The sequence below is a fragment of the Mycobacterium sp. NGS19 genome, from assembly GCF_059813155.1.
Genome location: NZ_JCALEB010000002.1, coordinates 26705 through 39038 on the forward strand (window position 1 = coordinate 26705; position 12334 = coordinate 39038).

General features: G+C 66.6%; 17 protein-coding genes and 1 pseudogene. 2 read left to right on the top strand and 16 right to left on the bottom strand.

Annotated features, from left to right (window positions below; all coding sequences use genetic code 11):
* The first annotated feature begins 1 nt into the window (after position 1).
* Positions 2-940, top strand: a complete 939-nt coding sequence (locus tag AC5Y4N_RS05510) for an SAM-dependent methyltransferase (RefSeq protein WP_499912221.1) — start codon at positions 2-4, stop codon at positions 938-940.
* Positions 941-950: 10 nt separating this feature from the next.
* Positions 951-1850: a class I SAM-dependent methyltransferase gene (locus tag AC5Y4N_RS05515; RefSeq protein ID WP_499912223.1), complete on the top strand. Its 900-nt coding sequence runs from the start codon at positions 951-953 to the stop codon at positions 1848-1850.
* A gap of 8 nt (positions 1851-1858) precedes the next feature.
* Here AC5Y4N_RS05515 and sppA read toward each other — a convergent pair whose 3' ends face one another.
* From sppA to AC5Y4N_RS05595, 16 genes and pseudogenes are all read right to left on the bottom strand, one after another.
* A complete protein-coding gene (gene sppA, locus AC5Y4N_RS05520; protein ID WP_499912224.1) occupies positions 1859-3628 on the bottom strand; it encodes a signal peptide peptidase SppA in 1770 nt (589 codons plus the stop codon).
* A gap of 41 nt (positions 3629-3669) precedes the next feature.
* Complete coding sequence (locus AC5Y4N_RS05525; RefSeq protein WP_499912227.1) at positions 3670-3876, bottom strand: hypothetical protein; 207 nt, start codon at positions 3874-3876, stop codon at positions 3670-3672.
* A gap of 119 nt (positions 3877-3995) precedes the next feature.
* The gene (gene rplO / locus AC5Y4N_RS05530) at positions 3996-4439 is read right to left on the bottom strand and encodes a 50S ribosomal protein L15 (RefSeq protein WP_499912230.1); all 444 of its coding nucleotides are present in this window, start codon (positions 4437-4439) and stop codon (positions 3996-3998) included.
* Positions 4436-4627 (bottom strand): 50S ribosomal protein L30, encoded by a 192-nt coding sequence (rpmD, locus tag AC5Y4N_RS05535; RefSeq protein ID WP_499912232.1) that lies wholly within the window; start codon positions 4625-4627, stop codon positions 4436-4438. Before rpmD ends, rplO begins: the two co-directional genes overlap by 4 nt.
* A gap of 2 nt (positions 4628-4629) precedes the next feature.
* A complete protein-coding gene (rpsE, locus tag AC5Y4N_RS05540) occupies positions 4630-5298 on the bottom strand; it encodes a 30S ribosomal protein S5 (protein ID WP_499912234.1) in 669 nt (222 codons plus the stop codon).
* A 31-nt stretch (positions 5299-5329) separates the two neighbouring features.
* The gene (rplR, locus tag AC5Y4N_RS05545) at positions 5330-5728 is read right to left on the bottom strand and encodes a 50S ribosomal protein L18 (protein WP_499912236.1); all 399 of its coding nucleotides are present in this window, start codon (positions 5726-5728) and stop codon (positions 5330-5332) included.
* A complete protein-coding gene (rplF, locus tag AC5Y4N_RS05550) occupies positions 5729-6268 on the bottom strand; it encodes a 50S ribosomal protein L6 (RefSeq protein ID WP_499912239.1) in 540 nt (179 codons plus the stop codon).
* A gap of 15 nt (positions 6269-6283) precedes the next feature.
* Positions 6284-6682: a 30S ribosomal protein S8 gene (rpsH, locus tag AC5Y4N_RS05555; RefSeq protein ID WP_499912241.1), complete on the bottom strand. Its 399-nt coding sequence runs from the start codon at positions 6680-6682 to the stop codon at positions 6284-6286.
* Between the two features lie 40 nt (positions 6683-6722).
* Complete coding sequence (locus AC5Y4N_RS05560) at positions 6723-6908, bottom strand: type Z 30S ribosomal protein S14 (protein WP_499912243.1); 186 nt, start codon at positions 6906-6908, stop codon at positions 6723-6725.
* Positions 6908-7471 carry a 50S ribosomal protein L5 gene (gene rplE, locus AC5Y4N_RS05565; RefSeq protein ID WP_499912245.1) on the bottom strand — a complete coding sequence of 188 codons (564 nt, stop codon included), beginning with the start codon at positions 7469-7471 and terminating at the stop codon, positions 6908-6910. Before rplE ends, AC5Y4N_RS05560 begins: the two co-directional genes overlap by 1 nt.
* Positions 7468-7788, bottom strand: coding sequence for a 50S ribosomal protein L24 (gene rplX / locus AC5Y4N_RS05570; protein ID WP_499912247.1), 321 nt, complete (start codon positions 7786-7788; stop codon positions 7468-7470). Before rplX ends, rplE begins: the two co-directional genes overlap by 4 nt.
* A complete protein-coding gene (gene rplN / locus AC5Y4N_RS05575) occupies positions 7789-8157 on the bottom strand; it encodes a 50S ribosomal protein L14 (RefSeq protein ID WP_499912249.1) in 369 nt (122 codons plus the stop codon). It abuts the gene before it with no gap.
* A 242-nt stretch (positions 8158-8399) separates the two neighbouring features.
* A complete protein-coding gene (locus AC5Y4N_RS05580) occupies positions 8400-8825 on the bottom strand; it encodes a DUF7144 family membrane protein (protein WP_499912251.1) in 426 nt (141 codons plus the stop codon).
* A 38-nt stretch (positions 8826-8863) separates the two neighbouring features.
* Complete coding sequence (locus AC5Y4N_RS05585) at positions 8864-9742, bottom strand: formylglycine-generating enzyme family protein (RefSeq protein ID WP_499912253.1); 879 nt, start codon at positions 9740-9742, stop codon at positions 8864-8866.
* A 117-nt stretch (positions 9743-9859) separates the two neighbouring features.
* Positions 9860-9941 (bottom strand): annotated as a pseudogene (locus AC5Y4N_RS05590) (ribbon-helix-helix protein, CopG family); the annotation flags it as partial.
* Positions 9942-9968: 27 nt separating this feature from the next.
* Positions 9969-12320, bottom strand: coding sequence for an arylsulfatase (locus AC5Y4N_RS05595; protein ID WP_499912255.1), 2352 nt, complete (start codon positions 12318-12320; stop codon positions 9969-9971).
* Positions 12321-12334: the final 14 nt, after the last annotated feature.

Below are 12334 nucleotides of genomic sequence, written 5' to 3' on the forward strand. Positions count from 1 at the left end.
AATGGCACGCACCGACAACGACACCTGGGACCTGGCGTCCAGCGTGGGCGCGACCGCGACGATGGTCGCCGCGGCGCGGGCGATGGCGAGCCGGGCGCCCGATCCGCTGATCACCGACCCGTTCGCCGAGCCGCTGGTGCGGGCGGTCGGCATCGATTTCTTCGTCAAGGCCCTCGACGGCGAGATCTCGTTGGCCGACGACCCGGATGAGCCGCAGGACACCCTGCCGATCATCGAGATGATGGCGGTGCGAACGAAGTTCTTCGACGACTTCTTCGTCGGAGCCGTTTCGGCGGCGACATCACGCCCCGACTCCGGCGACGCCGGCATCCGGCAGGCCGTGATCCTGGCCTCCGGTCTGGATTCCCGCGCCTACCGGCTGCCGTGGCCGGCTGGCACCGTCGTGTTCGAAATCGACCAGCCCGCGGTCATCGACTTCAAGACCCGCACACTGGCCGACCTGGGCGCCGAGCCGCCCATCGAGCACCGGCCCGTCGCCGTCGACCTGCGCGACGACTGGCCGGCGGCATTGCGGGCCAACGGTTTTGACCAAAATCGCCCGACGGCGTGGAGCGCCGAGGGGTTGCTGGCCTACCTGCCGCCTGACGCGCAGGACCGGCTGTTCGACAACATCACCGCGTTGAGCGCCGCAGGTAGCCGGCTGGCCACCGAGTACCACCCGGACGGCCCGTCGGCGATCGCCGAGCGGCAGAAGGAGATGGCGCGCAGATTTCGCGAGCGCGGCTTCGACCTCGACCTCTCGGAGCTGATGTATCACGAGGACCGCACCCCGGCCACCGACTACCTCGCCGGGCTGGGCTGGCGGGTGTCGACCGAAACGCGGGCCGAGGTGTTCGCCAAGTACGGCCGCCAGATGTCCACCGACGACTCGACCGCGCCTATGCGAAACAGCGTTGCCGTCACGGCGATTCGCGACTGAAGGAGCAGCCATGGCCAGAACGGACAACGACACGTGGGATTTGACCACGAGCGTGGGCGCGACCGCGACGATGGTCGCGACGCAGCGTGCGCTGGGCACCCGTGAGCGCCTGATCGACGACCCGTTCGCCGAGCCGCTGGTGCGGGCGGTCGGCCATCGCTACTTCAACCAGGTGCTCGACGGCGAGATCGACCTGTCGGAAGTGGACCCGCAGTTCAGCGTCCGGCGCTCCGCCGAGGGTATCGCCGTGCGCACGCGATTCTTCGACAACGTGTTCATGGACGCCGGCGCCGCGGGTGTGCGCCAGGCCGTGATCCTGGCCGCCGGGCTGGATGCGCGTGCATACCGGCTGCCGTGGCCGGACGGCACGGTGGTCTACGAGGTGGACCAGCCAGAGGTCATCGACTTCAAGACCAGGACGCTGGCGCAATTGGGCGCCCAGCCCACGGCCGGCCACCGCCCCGTCGCCATCGACCTGCGAGACGACTGGCGAAAAGCGTTGCTGGACAATGGCTTCGACGCCGGCACACCCACGGCGTGGAGCGCAGAGGGTCTGCTGATCTACCTGCCGCCGGACGCGCAGGACAAACTGTTCGACACGATCACCGAGCTGAGCGTGCCGGGCAGTCGGGTGGCCACCGAGCACATCCCGGACACCAACGTGTTCTCCGACGAACGCTCGCAGCGCATCAAGGAGCGGATGAAGAAGTACGGCCCGGACTTCGACTTCTCCGAGCTGATCTACGACGGCGAACGCAGCCACGTCATCGAATACCTCACGTCGCTGGGGTGGCAGGTGTCCGCCCAGACGATGCGAGAAGCCTACGCGGCCAATGGGTTCGAGTTCCCCGAAGACGAGGCGATGACGCCGTTCGCGGATCTGAGCTACGTCAGCGCGGTGCTGACGTAGCCCAACGCTCAGAAGCGGTGCTCCCCCAGCCACAGCACCTGGGCGCCGCTGACGGCGCGCCCGGCCTGGTCGACCAGCCCGGCGACCGATCGGCCCAGCACCACGGCTACGGCTTCGGGTAGCGACGCGGCGGCCGGCTGCGACGACGGCCGGGGCCGCATGAAGTCCAGCCACGAAGCGCCGGGATAACTGACGATGTGGACGTCTTCGTCGGCGTCCAAGCCGGCCAGGATCTTCGCACGCCGGATCGCTGTGCGCAGGCCGCCGAGTTCGTCGACCAGGCCGCGGTCGAGGGCATCTGCGCCTGTCCACTCCCGGCCGCGAGCCACCTTGTCGACGTCGTCGACAGAAAGGTTGCGACCGTCGGCGACTCGCTTGACGAAGTCCTCGTAAATAAGGTCGGCCTCTGCTTCGACCTGGGCGCGCTGCTCGTCGGTGAAAGGGGCGTCGATGGACCAGGCGTTGGCATTTGCGTTGGTGTGCACGGCATCTGAGCGCACCCCGAGCTTGTCGTTGAGCTCGCGGGCGACGAATTTGCCGGTGACCACACCGATCGAGCCGGTGATGGTGCCCGGGTTGGCGACGATCACGTCGGCGGCCATCGACACGTAGTACCCACCGGAGGCAGCGACCGAGCCCATCGACGCGACCACCGGCTTGCCTTGGCCGCGAAGGCGGTTGACCTCACGCCAGATGGTCTCCGAGCCGGTGACCGACCCACCCGGGCTGTCGACGCGCAGCACCACCGCGGCGACGTCGTCGGCGGCACCGGCCTCACGCAGGCCCGCGCCGATGGTGTCGCCGCCAGCGCTGTTCGATCCGAACGGCAGTGCCCGCGGGCCGCCGCGGCCACTGACGATTGCACCTGCCACCGTGACGACGGCGATGGACGGCTTGCCTTTGCGCCCAGGCACTTTCGGCGTGGGCAAGCTCGGGCGCTGCGTCCGGGCGTAGCGGGCGAGATACAGCCGCGGCGGTTCCTTCTCGGGATCGGTGGTGTCGGCGCCGACCAGCTCGGCGATGCGGGCGTATGCCTCGTCGCGGAAGCCGATCCGGTCCACCAGCCCGCCGGCGAGCGCGTCGTCACGCAGCAGGGGCGCACGGTCGGCGAGCGCGTCGACGTCGGCGACATCGAGCTTGCGCGACTCTGCGATCGCTTGCCACACCTGGCTGTGCAGGCTCTCCACCAGCCGGGTGTCGGCTTCGCGGTGCGCGTCGGTGTAGCTGTCTTCGGTGAAAAGGTTTGCCGCAGACTTGTATTCGCCGCGCGCGACGAATTGCGCGTCGATGCCGGCCTTGTCCAGTGCGCCCTTGAGGAACAGCGCGTGGGCGGCGAATCCCACCAGCCCGACGGTGCCTGAGGGCTGCATCCACACCTCGCGAAACGCCGACGCGAGGTAGTAAGCCAGTGTGCCGGGGTACGTTTCGGCCCAGGCCAGCGACGGTTTGGCCGCGCTGAACGCCGCGATCGCGTCGCGCAGTTCCTGTATCGGCCCCGCAGGTGCGGCCGGGATCTGCACGCGCGCGATCAGCCCGCTGACCCGGTTGTCCTCTGCGGCCCGATGAATAGCTGCGACGGCCTCTCGCAACAGCAACGGGCGTCCGCCGGCGGTGATCACCGCCAACGGATCGAAGCCTCCGGTCTCCGGCGGTACCGCCTGCAGATCGAGTTCCAGCACGCAGCCCTTCGGGATGCCGTGATGACGGGCCGTGTCGACCTTGCGGCTCAGGGATCTCAGGTCGTCGAGGTCGGGTACGCCGGGCAGGAAGCTGAACATACCGTCACCCTATGCGCTGGCGAGCAGGCGCAACGGGGTGGCTAGCCGCCGTACGGTGTGGCCTTCACGGCAGGCGCGGCCGACGGGGTCTCCGGAACGCTCGGCGGCGTCGACTGGGTGATCGTTGTGCCGGCGCCGCCGAACTTGTTGTCGGCGCGCGCTTGATGGCCGCTGCCGAACACGACGGTCAGAACCGTCATCGCCGCAATCCCTGCCGTGCCGAGTGCCACCAGGACCGTTTTCGTCACAGTTGCTCACCTCGCTTTCGCATCGGCAGGCACGCTAACTTCTGCAGATTGCCGTGAGGAAACGCTTCGTTACCACGACGTTTCGTCACCGCCGCGCGGGCATGCTCGGCGCGATGGGGCTAGGACAGCTCGGTGACGGATCCGCCTGCGGCGGTGATCTTCTCGCGTGCGCTGCCACTGAACTTGTGCGCGCTCACCGCAACCTTCACCGAGATCTTGCCGTCGCCCAGAACCTTCACCAGCGTGTTCTTGCGCACCGCACCCTTGGCCACCAGCTCGTCGACGCCGACGTCGCCGCCCTCGGGGAACAGCCGGTTGATGTCGCCGACGTTGACGACGGCGTACTCGGTGCGGAAGCGGTTACGGAAGCCCTTGAGCTTCGGCAGCCGCATGTGGATCGGCATCTGGCCACCCTCGAACGTCACCGGCACGTTCTTGCGTGCCTTGGTGCCCTTGGTGCCGCGGCCGGCGGTCTTGCCCTTCGAGCCTTCACCGCGGCCGACGCGGGTGCGCTTGGTTTTCGACCCGGGTGCGGGCTTGAGGTCGTGCAGCTTGATCGTCATTTGTTCGCCTCGACTGCTTCTACTTCCACGAGGTGGCGCACTACCGCGATCAGGCCACGGGTCTGCGGATTGTCCTCACGCACCACGGAATGACGGATGCGCCGCAGGCCCAATGTCCGCAGGCTCTCCCGCTGCTTCCAGCGGGCGCCGATGGTGCTGCGCACCTGGGTGATTCGAACGTCTGCCATGGTCACGCCGTTCCTTCACGCGCCGCCGACGCCGCCAGCGCTGCGTTCTCGCGCCGAGCGCGCAACATGCCGGCCGGCGCGACATCCTCGATCGGCAGGCCGCGGCGGGCCGCCACTTCCTCCGGACGCTGCAGCAGCTTCAGCGCGGCCACCGTCGCATGCACCACGTTGATCGCGTTGTCGCTGCCCAGCGACTTGGCCAAAATGTCATGCACGCCAGCACATTCCAGCACCGCCCGCGCGGCGCCGCCGGCGATCACGCCGGTACCCGGGCTGGCCGGGCGCAGCAGCACCACGCCTGCGGCGGCTTCACCCTGCACGGGATGGGTGATCGTGCCGCCGATCAGCGGCACCCGGAAGAAGTTCTTGCGCGCTTCCTCCACGCCCTTGGCGATCGCGGCCGGCACCTCTTTGGCCTTGCCGTAGCCGACACCGACCATCCCGTTGCCGTCGCCGACGATCACCAGCGCGGTGAAGCTGAACCGGCGGCCACCCTTGACCACCTTGGACACGCGGTTGATCGCGACGACGCGTTCGAGGTAGTTGCTCTTCTCGCCGCCGTCGCGGCCACGGCCCTCGCGGCGGCCGCGCCCCTCGCGGGGTCCGTCGCGCTGGTCGCGAGTTTCGGTGCGGCCCTCGGATACCGGCGGGCCACCCGCCTGCTCGGCCATCATGCTGTCCCTTCGTCGAAAGTCAAAGTCATCAGAACTTCAGCCCGCCTTCTCGTGCCGCATCGGCCAGCGCGGCGATCCGTCCGCCATAGGTGTAGCCGCCGCGGTCGAACACCACGGTGTCGATGCCAGCAGCCTTGGCGCGCTCGGCGATCAACTGCCCCACCCGCACGCTGTGGGCCTTCTTGTCGCCCTGCACTGCCCGGACATCGGCCTCGATGGACGACGCGGCGGCCAGCGTGGTGCCGGTGAGGTCGTTCACCAGCTGCACGTGAATGTGCCGCGACGACCGGTGCACCACCAAGCGGGGACGTTCGGCCGTTCCCGACAGCTTCTTGCGCAGCCTGGCGTGGCGGCGCAGCCGCCCGGCACGCCGCACAGCGGACACACTCTGGCCGACCGGCTTGTGCTTGTTTTCGGTACTCGTCATTTACTTGCCCGTCTTTCCGACCTTGCGGCGGATCTGCTCGCCCTCGTAGCGCACGCCCTTGCCCTTGTACGGGTCGGGACGGCGCAACCGGCGGATGTTCGCCGAAACCTGGCCGACCTTCTGCTTGTCGATGCCCGAGATCGAGAACTTCGTCGGGCTCTCCACCGCGAACGTGATGCCCTCAGGCGCCTCGATCACCACGGGATGGCTGTAGCCGAGCGCGAATTCGAGGTTGTTGCCCTTCAGCTGCACGCGGTAGCCGACGCCGTGGATCTCCATCTTTGTGGTGTAGCCCTGCGTCACACCGGTGACCAGGTTGCTCACCAGCGTGCGCGACAGCCCGTGCAGCGAGCGGTTGCGCCGCTCGTCGTTCGGCCGGCTGACGATGATCTCCCCGTTGTCGTTGCGTGACACGGTGATCGGCTCGGCAACCTGCAACGCGAGCTCGCCCTTGGGTCCCTTCACCGAGACGTTCTGGCCGTCGATCGTGACGTCGACGCCCGCCGGAACGGGAATCGGCTGCTTACCAATACGCGACATCTGTTCCGTTCCCCCTCACCACACGTACGCGAGGACTTCGCCACCGACGCCCTCGCGGGCCGCCTGACGGTCGGTCTTCAGACCCGACGAGGTGGAGATGATGGCCACACCGAGGCCGCCGAGCACCCGCGGCAGGTTGGTGGACTTGGCGTACACCCGCAAACCTGGCTTCGACACGCGGCGCAGTCCCGCGATGCTTCGTTCCCGGCTGGGGCCGTACTTCAGTTGCACCACAAGCGATTTGCCGACGCGGGCATCTTCGGTGCGGTAGTCCGCGATGTAGCCCTCGTTCTTGAGAATCTCGGCGATGTTGGCCTTGATCTTGCTGTGCGGCAACCGAACTTCGTCGTGGTACGCCGAATTGGCGTTGCGCAGACGCGTCAGAAAGTCTGCGATGGGATCCGTCATCGTCATCGGGCTACCTCAATGCTCTTCGCGCAAGCGCTCATCGACCTCACCAACTAGCCTTCTGCACGCCCGGCAACTGGCCGGCGTGCGCCAATTCCCGCAGGCAGATTCGGCACAACCCGAACTTGCGATACACCGCGTGCGGACGGCCACACCGGCTGCACCGCGTGTACGCGCGCACCTTGAACTTCGGCTTGCGCTGTTGCTTGTTGACCAAGGCCTTCTTCGCCATCAGTTCTCCTTGAACGGAAAGCCGAGTGCCCGCAACAGCGCCCGTCCTTCCTCGTCGGTCGTCGCCGAGGTGACGACGGTGATGTCCATGCCGCGCGGCCGGTCGATCTTGTCCACGTCGATCTCGTGGAACACCGACTGCTCGGTGAGCCCGAAGGTGTAGTTGCCGGTGCCGTCGAACTGTTTGGGGCTCAACCCGCGGAAGTCGCGGATACGCGGCAGCGCGATCGTGATCAACCGGTCCAAGAACTCCCACATCCGGTCGCCGCGCAGCGTCACTCGCGCACCGATCGGCATGCCTTCGCGCAGCTTGAACTGCGCGATCGACTTGCGGGCCCGCCGGATCTCGGGCTTCTGGCCGGTGATCAGCGCCAGGTCGTTGACTGCGCCGTTGATGAGCTTGCCGTCGCGGGCGGCGTCGCCGACGCCCATGTTGACGACGACCTTGACGATGCCCGGGATCTGCATCACGTTCGCGTAGCCGAACTGCTGCTGCAGCGCGCCACGGATCTCTTCGCGATAGCGAAGTTTGAGGCGGGGCTGGATCTTTTCGACCGTCGTCATGGGATGTCCTTGCCGTTGCGCTTGGAGACGCGGACCTTCTTGCCGGTCTCTTCGTCGATGCGGTAGCCGACGCGGGTGGGCTTGCCGTCGGAGTCGACGATCATCACGTTGCTCACGTGAATCGGCGCTTCCTGCGTGACGATGCCGCCCGAGCGGGCGCCGCGCTGGTTGGTGGAGACGGCGGTGTGCTTCTTGATCCGGTTGACGCCCTCGACGAGCACTTTGTTGTCTTTCGGGAACGCCTTGAGCACCTTGCCTTTGGCGCCCTTGTCTTTACCGGAGATGACGAGCACGGTGTCGCCCTTGTGGATTTTCATCTACAACACCTCCGGGGCCAGCGAGACGATCTTCATGAACCGCTTTTCGCGCAGCTCGCGGCCGACGGGCCCGAAGATGCGCGTGCCGCGCGGATCGTTGTCGGCCTTGATGATCACGGCCGCGTTCTCGTCGAACTTGATGTAGCTGCCGTCCGCACGCCTGCGCTCCTTGGCGGTGCGCACCACCACGGCGCGCACCACGTCACCGCGCTTGACGTTGGCGCCAGGGATGGCCTCCTTCACGGTCGCGACGATCACGTCGCCGATGCCGGCGTAGCGTCGCGACGAGCCGCCGAGCACCCGGATGCACAAGATCTCCTTGGCGCCCGTGTTGTCGGCGACCTTGAGCCGCGATTCCTGCTGGATCACAAGATCTCCTCGACAGTGGTATGTGCACGCCGAGGGAAAGCCCGAACGTGCGCGGTCTTGGCGTCACCGAAGGGCACGCGGGGCCAACCAGCGCGAACGCGGCCAGCCGAGGTCTGCCCAAGGCAACCCCTAGATTCTAGGGGACGACCCGCGAGCAGCCAAATTGCCCGCCTCACCCCGCGAGCGGGCGTGTTTGCACAGCGACACGCCGCCTCCACCCGGACGACGGCGCACGCTCGCGCTCATCTGAGCGTGCTGTCCACGCCCCTGTCCCACGTCGCGACAGCCCAGATCACGATCACGTCCAGTGCGATCACCACCAGCGACCACACCGGGTAGTAGGGCAGCCACAAGAACATCACCACGATCGACACCGACGCGATCACGATGGCCCCGACGCGCGCCCAGTCCCGGCCGGTGATGAGGCCGATGGCGATCGCCGACAGCACGACGCCCAGCACGATGTGGATCCAGCCCCACACCGTGGTGTTGAACTTGTACACGTAGTCGGCGGTGACCACCAGCAACTCGTCGTTGACCACCGCCGAGACGCCCTGGAAGAAGGTCAGCAGTCCGGTGACCAAGAGTAATGCGCCGGCGGCGATCGACGTTCCGGCTGCGACGACGTTGCGGACACGGTGGTTCTCTGTGGGGTTGCTGTGCGTCATGTGCACTTCTTTGCCCGTTGGCGGAATCGGCTAAACGGTCAGCCTGCGACGCACCGAAATCCGATGTGCGTGGTGGCGGTGTCGCGCGCCTGCGGAGACCGGGCGGCGGGGCGGTACCGGTGGCAGTACTCGGGTGCGCACAGATGCGAGCCGCCTTTCAGCGTCTGGTTGACGCTCGGATCCGCCGACGGGATGGTGTTCGACGGTGCACAGCACGCGCCGCCGACGCGGTGGTGCGGCGAGTATTCGGTGGTGGTCCACTCCCAGACATTGCCGATCATGTCGACGAGCCCGAAGCCGTTGGGGGCAAACGTGCCGACCGGTGACGTCCCCACCCAGCCGTCGGCGCCGTCGTTGCGGTAGGGGAAGCGGCCCTGCCACGTGTTGGCCATCAGCCGGCCACCGGGACGCGGCTCGTCCCCCCAGGGATATACCGACGTCGAGCCGGCCCGGGCTGCGTACTCCCACTCGGCCTCGGTGGGCAGTCGCCGGCCCGCCCATTGCGCGTACGCCCACGCGTCCGGGTAGGCGATCTGTACGACGGGGTGGTCGGGCTTGTCGACGACGTCGCTGTCGGGCCCGAACGGGTGGCGCCAGCTCGCCCCGGGCGCCCAGTCCCACCACTGCCGCCAGTCGCGCAGATCGACGGGGCCGGCGCTGGGTTTGAACACCATTGCGCCGGGCACCAGGTCGGTGACGGCCGCCCCCGGATACAGCGCAGGATCAAGCGGCTGCTCGGCGACCGTCAAATGCCCTGTGGCGCAGACGAATTCGGCGAACTGCTGATTCGTCACCGGATGCCGCTCGATCGCGAATCCCGCGACAGTGGCGGTGTGGACGGGCGCCTCTTCGGGGTAGAAGCTCGTCGACCCCATGCGGAACGACCCGCCGGGCAATTCGACCAGCTCCGTCAGCATGTGCCCAGAGTAAGGCGTGCATCCGCCGCTGACGCCCGACGCTCACGCCATCGTGAACGGTGGATGTAGTTCGGCCAACACCGGAAATGCCGGACGTTCAACGTCGCCCGCTCGAGGCCGTGAGACCCCTTCTTGTTCGGCGAGCCGGTCCAGCGTTGCTGTTCGCTCTCGCGTCGAGATAGATGTTGGTGCGCTTCATACACACAAATAGATCGCCGACAGTTTTCTAGTCCTTCGCGAACGCCAGCGCCAACTCCTTCTCGAGGTCCTCGTAGGGCTGCCCGGAGATGTCGACGACCACCTGGTCGATCGTTCCGCCTGTAAACGCATACGGCGCCTTATAGGCAGCCGAGACCGCCGACCCGCTGTTACGCCCGACCGACAGGCTCGCTCCCGCCAGGCCGAAGGTGCCCGGGTGGGCCTTGACTTCCGCCCGGGCCGCCACCGCCTGCTCGTCGACGTAAAGCGTGGCTTCTCCTACAGGTGTGTGACTGCCCTCGACGATGCCCGCTCGGCCATAGCGGACACCGAAGACGTGCCTGCCCAGCGGCACCGGGCCCGGTGCCGAGACCTTCTGTTCTTCGTCGCCCATGAAGTTGTAGACGTAGTGCAGCCTGCCGTCCTGAATGAACAGCACATGCCCGCCGTGCGCACCGCCCTGCTTGAACAGCACACCTTCGGCGCCGGTGGTGTCGACGGACACTTCGGCCAGCACGGAAAACGACTGCCCCCGAATCTCCACCGCCGCACCGATTCCCACTTCGGCGGTGTCGGGGTAGTACGTGAAGCTTTTCCTGTCGCCGGCGAGATACGGCCGCCACCGGGTCATGGTTTCAAGAAGGTTCAAGTCGGCCAACGGCAGTCCGTTGTACTTGGCCGCTTCGGCGAACCAAAGCTGTTTCATCTCCTCGAGCTTGTCCGGCTCCCGCGACGCCAAGTCGTGGCATTGGCTGCGGTCGACGTCGATGTGAAACAGCTCCCAGCGGTCCTGCTCGAAGTGCGACCAGCCCGACGGCGTGGCAGCGTGCACGGTGTCGGCGAACCAGCCTCGATGCCAAATGCCGCGGGTGCCCAGCATCGTGTAGAACTGCGTGTCCTTACCGGTGTTTGCAGACGGATCGTCAAGGGCCGCTTTGAAACTGATGCCGTCGAGTGGCTTCTGCGCAATACCTTTGACGGTGTCCGGCGGCGTGACGCCTAGAAGGTCGTACACCGTAGGTGTGATGTCGCAGACGTTGATGTAGTTGTCCCGCACCTCGCCACGCGCCCGAATACCCCTGGGCCAGCTGATGATTGCGGTATCGGCGATACCGCCCTCGTGGGAGGCGTAGCGCTTGAACAGCTTGTACGGCGTGTTGAACGCCATCGCCCACCCGATCGGATAGTGGTTGTAGGTGTCCGGCCCGCCGAGGTTGTCGTAGAACCGCAGGCTTTCCTCGACCGTGTCGATGTACCCGTTGAAGAACTTCACCTCGTTCACCGAACCGTTCGGGCCGCCCTCGCCACTGGCGCCGTTGTCGGAGATCACCACGATGATCGTGTTGTCGAGCTGGCCGGACTCTTCGAGGTAGTCCAGGATGCGGCCGAGCTGGGCGTCGGTGTATGACAGGAAACCGGCGAACACCTCCGCCATCCGGCAGAACAGCTTCTTTTCTTCGTCGGCCAGGCTGTCCCAGGGCCGCACGGTGTCCTGCAGCGGCCACGGTTCGCCGTTGGGCCCCTTGACATCTGAGTACGGGTTGAGCGGCGACAGCTCGGTGTCGGGCGGGACGATGCCCAGCCTTTTCTGGTTTTCCAGGACGATGTCGCGATAACGCTCGTAACCCATATCGAAGGTGCCCGCGTACTTGTCGGCCCATTCCTTGAACACGTGGTGCGGCGCATGACCGGCGCCCGGGCAGACGTAGGAGAACCATGGCTTGTCCACAGCGATCGTCTTCGCGTCGCGGATGAACTCGATTGTCTTGTCGGCCAGGTCTTTCGACAGGTGGTAGCCCTCCTCGGGCGTGGCCGGCGGGGCGACGGGATGGTTGTCGTAGACGAGGTCGGGATACCACTGGTCGGTTTCCCCGCCCATGAAACCGTAGAACCGCTCGAAGCCGCGTGACAACGGCCAGTGGCGTTTGGTGGCAGCCAGGTTCGATTCCTCGAGCGGGGTCAGGTGCCACTTGCCCAGACAGTAGGTGTTCCAGCCGCGCTCGGCGAGCACCTCGGAGATCAGTGCGGTGTCGAACGGAATGCGTCCGTTGCTATTCGGGAATCCGTCGGTGAACTCCTCGATGGTTGCCATGCCGACGGTGGTCGCGTTGCGTCCGGTCAACAGTGACGCACGCGTCGGCGAACACAGTGCCGTGGTGTGAAACTGCGAAAGCCGCACGCCCTGTGCGGCGATACGGCTCATGGTGGGCATCTCGACGAGTCCGCCGAAACAGTCCCACGTGGCGATGCCGTTGTCGTCCCAGACGATGTAGAGAATGTTGGGTGCCCCCGCAGGGGCGGTCGGCGCCGCGTACGGCCCCCAGTCCGGCTCGGAATCTCGAATATCCAGCTCGATCTTGCCCGCAAACTCAGCCGCCATCATCGGCTCCGTCC

Bases quoted from the DNA above. Each gene is read 5' to 3' on its own strand.
- AC5Y4N_RS05510 (WP_499912221.1), top strand. From the start codon at position 2: ATGGCACGCACCGACAACGACACCTGGGACCTGGCGTCCAGCGTGGGC.
- AC5Y4N_RS05515 (WP_499912223.1), top strand. From the start codon at position 951: ATGGCCAGAACGGACAACGACACGTGGGATTTGACCACGAGCGTGGGC.
- sppA (WP_499912224.1), bottom strand. From the start codon at position 3,628: ATGTTCAGCTTCCTGCCCGGCGTACCCGACCTCGACGACCTGAGATCC.
- rplO (WP_499912230.1), bottom strand. From the start codon at position 4,439: ATGACGATCAAGCTGCACGACCTCAAGCCCGCACCCGGGTCGAAAACC.
- rpmD (WP_499912232.1), bottom strand. From the start codon at position 4,627: ATGGCAGACGTTCGAATCACCCAGGTGCGCAGCACCATCGGCGCCCGC.
- rpsE (WP_499912234.1), bottom strand. From the start codon at position 5,298: ATGGCCGAGCAGGCGGGTGGCCCGCCGGTATCCGAGGGCCGCACCGAA.
- rplR (WP_499912236.1), bottom strand. From the start codon at position 5,728: ATGACGAGTACCGAAAACAAGCACAAGCCGGTCGGCCAGAGTGTGTCC.
- rplF (WP_499912239.1), bottom strand. From the start codon at position 6,268: ATGTCGCGTATTGGTAAGCAGCCGATTCCCGTTCCGGCGGGCGTCGAC.
- rpsH (WP_499912241.1), bottom strand. From the start codon at position 6,682: ATGACGATGACGGATCCCATCGCAGACTTTCTGACGCGTCTGCGCAAC.
- AC5Y4N_RS05560 (WP_499912243.1), bottom strand. From the start codon at position 6,908: ATGGCGAAGAAGGCCTTGGTCAACAAGCAACAGCGCAAGCCGAAGTTC.
- rplE (WP_499912245.1), bottom strand. From the start codon at position 7,471: ATGACGACGGTCGAAAAGATCCAGCCCCGCCTCAAACTTCGCTATCGC.
- rplX (WP_499912247.1), bottom strand. From the start codon at position 7,788: ATGAAAATCCACAAGGGCGACACCGTGCTCGTCATCTCCGGTAAAGAC.
- AC5Y4N_RS05580 (WP_499912251.1), bottom strand. From the start codon at position 8,825: ATGACGCACAGCAACCCCACAGAGAACCACCGTGTCCGCAACGTCGTC.
- AC5Y4N_RS05585 (WP_499912253.1), bottom strand. From the start codon at position 9,742: ATGCTGACGGAGCTGGTCGAATTGCCCGGCGGGTCGTTCCGCATGGGG.
- AC5Y4N_RS05595 (WP_499912255.1), bottom strand. From the start codon at position 12,320: ATGGCGGCTGAGTTTGCGGGCAAGATCGAGCTGGATATTCGAGATTCC.